This is a genomic window from Prosthecobacter sp. (assembly GCF_029946185.1).
GTDB lineage: Bacteria > Verrucomicrobiota > Verrucomicrobiia > Verrucomicrobiales > Verrucomicrobiaceae > Prosthecobacter.
On sequence record NZ_JAQSEA010000151.1, the window covers coordinates 1 to 3,491 of the forward strand.

Genomic DNA, 3,491 nt, shown 5'->3' on the forward strand with positions numbered 1-3,491 from the left:
TTGTGACACCGGAGAAGTGAAGTCGTTTGAGTCCTGGCATGGTTCAGACTGAACGTGCGATGGGTGGCCCCTTGCGAAGGACTTAAAGTAGCCCCTGGTTTCCCCCAAACCTACCAACCTTCTCATTCATCGCCGCGTTGCCGAAAACAGAGCAGATGACCATTTGCCCCGCTGACTTTAAAAATCCCGCATGAACACCCGCATCTGTGCCTTCAGCCACGAACCCTGCTTCTCCTTTGATTCAAGTCGGCCAAAAAGAAGTTTTCCTGCGTCCATCAGACGGGCGATGGCTTCATTCTTCGCCCGTGGGATGTAGCCGAGGTGATGGCCGGTCTCGTTGAAAATCATGATTGCCAGAGAGTCATGTGCGTTCTCCGGTTCGCGTTTCAGCACGAGCAAGCTACCCGGCAGCAGCGTTGGCTCTACCTCTTCGAGGTCGCGATGGCTGGTGCCGGCGATCTGGCACTCGATGAGCATGATCTCTTTGGCGAAGGGCATCAGTGCGCCGTCGGTGCCGAATGCGCCATGAATCAGCGCCAGCAGCGCTGGATCAATTGAGACCAAACTCGATTCCTGGGACATGTGGGGGGACAAGGGTTTCCAAGTGTTTCTCTAGCGTTGCTGCCTGTGCCTGCAAGGGGTCCGTTTCTTTTTCGATGGTGGTGCGTTTCATGGCAATCCACACCTCGTTCTCCAAATCCTCCCGCAGGGTGAAAGGAGGCTGGCTTTCGAGCTGCTCGATCTTCGCCTCCAGCTCGTCGATACGCTTCTCCAGCATGGCATGTTCCGTTTGCAGCTTCTCCAATGCATCCGCTGTACACTCTGGCGGCTGCGGATTGTGCAGTAGCAGGTCAAGCGCACGCAGTTTCTCCAAATCACCCGCATCATAGGCGTCCTGCACTTGCTGCCATAGCAGCTTGTCTCCCGCTGGTTGATCGGGATGTAGGTCCGGGTGCAGTTGCTTTACGAGCTGATAATACAGCTTCTTCAACTCCGCATTCTGTTCGCCGGACAGCAGATGTGCCAGCCGGTGTTCCGCACTTTGCAATTTTGCGGCAGCCTCGTTGATCTTCTTCTCCCACAGCACCTGTTCTTCCTGCACCTGCGCTTCGATTTGAACCATGTCCGGCTTACCACCTCGATTTAGCATAGCCTGCACGAGTTCGATTGTCCTCTTCAGCCGCGCCACGCGAAACTGCGCTTTCAGCTTCTCCAGCTCCCAGGCACCCAGCTTCGTTTGATACAGGGCCAGCAAATTCGGACGCAGGGTGTGAACAAGATCATGCGCCTCCGTCAGCAGCAGGGCCAGTTCCATGCGCAGTTCAGTGTTCGCTTCCAACAGGCGTTGAATTTCAGGGTGAAGGGATGGAGTCATGGCTGGCGGATAATTTTAGAAGTCGTCCTCCCAAGGCATACACTCGGCAGGCCGATGTTTCATTTCTTCGGTGAGCGAAACCCATTCAAAAAACGACGGACATGGCTCCTGGCGCAAAAAGGCACGCAGCAACGCGAGTACATCCGAGGGACCGATCATCTCGAACTCGCAGCGGTGAGTCAGGCGATAGAAGTATTCCCCCATGTGAATGAGTTCTCAAAACGCATGCAGGACGGATGTCCTTGCTAGGCCATGTTTAAGGCTGCCAACAAATCGCGCAACAAGACCGAGGAAGTAGTGCGATCTATCGCCCCGCCCGTGCCGCAGTCGGGAGATGAATCGGTCAAAATGGAGGAGGAAATCAGTTCGCAGTTGATACTGTTCTAAAGAACAGTATTTGGTGCGGCATGCTGCTGCAACGTCAAAAACAAGCTCTCGACCTCCTTTGGCTGTCCCAGTCTCGTTCCTGGATTCGTCATCAAGTGCCTTTCCTTGGCAGCATCATCGCGGGCAGGCCGGAGTTTCAGGACGCTCGTGTGGACGGATGCATTGACATCGACCCCACCCACCTGCGCCTGCCCAAAAATGCCCGAACCTTTGCCCTCAAGGTCCGTGGCGACTCCATGAGAAATGCCGCCATTTTGGAGGGAGACATCGTCATCATGGAGTTCCGGGAGGCCAAACATGGTGACATCGTGGCCGCGCTGATAGACGGCGAGACGACCTTGAAGCGCTTCATCTTGCAGGGTGGCGTGCCCTACCTGCGGGCCTCGAACCCCAAATATCCCGACCTTATTCCAGCGCGGGAGCTGGTCATTCAAGGGGTTCTCATCGCTCTCCTGCGATTATCCGAAAGGTGATGCGCCATGATTTTGCACTTCGATGCGGATGCGTTCTTTGCCTCTGTGGAGCAGGCAGCTGATCCAAAGCTGCGCGGGAGGCCGGTCGCCGTTGGTGGTGAGCGGCGCGGCATCATCGCCTCGGCCAGCTACGAGGCACGCAAGCTCGGCATCTACACCCCCATGCCCACCGTTAGGGCGCGGAAACTCTGCCCCAGCCTCATCGTGCTGCCTTGTGACTTCGACAAATACGAGCGCTTCTCGCGCCTGATGTTCTCGTATGCCTATGACTTCACCCCGATTGTGGAGCAGGCTTCCATCGACGAATGCTACCTCGATCTGCATGGCGCACGGCAGACCAAAGCCGGCGATACCGCCGCCACCATCCAAAAAGCCATCGCCCAAAGCTTGAAGCTCTCGGTGTCTGTGGGCGTGGGAGCTAACAAACTCGTCTCCCAGATTGCCAGCAAACTGCGCAAACCGCACTGCTTCATCGAAGTGGCACCGGGGCATGAGCAGGGTTTTCTATGGCCGCTGGAAAACAAATGGCTGCCACAAGTTGGCCCCCATCTTGCCGCGAAGCTCAACACCGCCGGCCTGCGCAAGGTGGAACACATCGCCAGAACGCCGGTGGATGAACTCTCGTTGCTGGTGGGCAGTGGAGCACCAGCACTGCATGACTTCGCTCTCGGCCACGACCTTCGTCCCGTGATCTGCGATGCACCGGAGGCCAAAAGCTACGGTGAGCAGGAAACCTTCAGCCAAGACACGACAGACACCGCCTTCATCATCGCCCGATTGCGGGCCATGGCGGACACGCTCATGCGCCGCGTGCGACAGGACGGCAAAAGCATTCGCACCATCACCCTGCGACTGCGTTACAACGACATGGATGAGGTCACCAGATCGAGCAGTCTTGATGAACCGACTGATCTGGAGCACGATATTTATCCGCTGCTGCAAGCCATGCTCAAACGTGCCTGGGAGCGCCGTGTCAGTGTGCGGCTGGTCGGTCTGCGGTTCACGAAAGTGTACGAGACCGGCTTTTGCAGTGTGCTCGCTCTGGAGCAGTCGGATGCCAAACGTGAGCGTCTGCATACCCTGTCGCTCGTGGTGGATGATTTGCGGCGTGGCAATCGCAGCATCATGCGAGGGCACGACTTGTGGTTGTCGCAGCTCAAGCACACTCCCAGACAGGCCTTGCCCAAGCCTCGACTTGTCGCAGATCCCACCGCCAGTGTGACCAATCGCGTCTTGCGTGAGCGCCCAGGCACCGC

Annotated in this window: 5 protein-coding genes; 3 read left to right on the plus strand and 2 right to left on the minus strand. The window is 57.1% G+C overall.

Going from position 1 to position 3,491, the window contains the following annotated elements; translation table 11 throughout:
• Positions 1–177: 177 nt before the first annotated feature.
• Complete coding sequence (locus PSV43_RS13040) at positions 178–582, minus strand: HIRAN domain-containing protein (protein WP_300197719.1); 405 nt, start codon at positions 580–582, stop codon at positions 178–180.
• Entirely contained in the window at positions 551–1,375 is an 825-nt protein-coding gene (locus PSV43_RS13045; RefSeq protein ID WP_300197722.1) for a hypothetical protein, read from the minus strand. The genes PSV43_RS13040 and PSV43_RS13045 overlap by 32 nt, the downstream gene beginning before the upstream one ends.
• A 252-nt stretch (positions 1,376–1,627) precedes the next feature.
• On the opposite strand from PSV43_RS13045, the gene PSV43_RS13050 reads away from it, so the two are divergent.
• The 3 genes from PSV43_RS13050 to PSV43_RS13060 form a co-directional block, all read left to right on the plus strand.
• Positions 1,628–1,762: a hypothetical protein gene (locus tag PSV43_RS13050; protein ID WP_300197724.1), complete on the plus strand. Its 135-nt coding sequence runs from the start codon at positions 1,628–1,630 to the stop codon at positions 1,760–1,762.
• A 20-nt stretch (positions 1,763–1,782) separates the two neighbouring features.
• Entirely contained in the window at positions 1,783–2,235 is a 453-nt protein-coding gene (locus tag PSV43_RS13055; protein ID WP_300197727.1) for a S24 family peptidase, read from the plus strand.
• A gap of 6 nt (positions 2,236–2,241) precedes the next feature.
• Positions 2,242–3,491, plus strand: a 1,250-nt coding sequence (locus PSV43_RS13060; RefSeq protein WP_300197730.1) for a DNA polymerase IV, incomplete at its 3' end; no start/stop codon positions are given.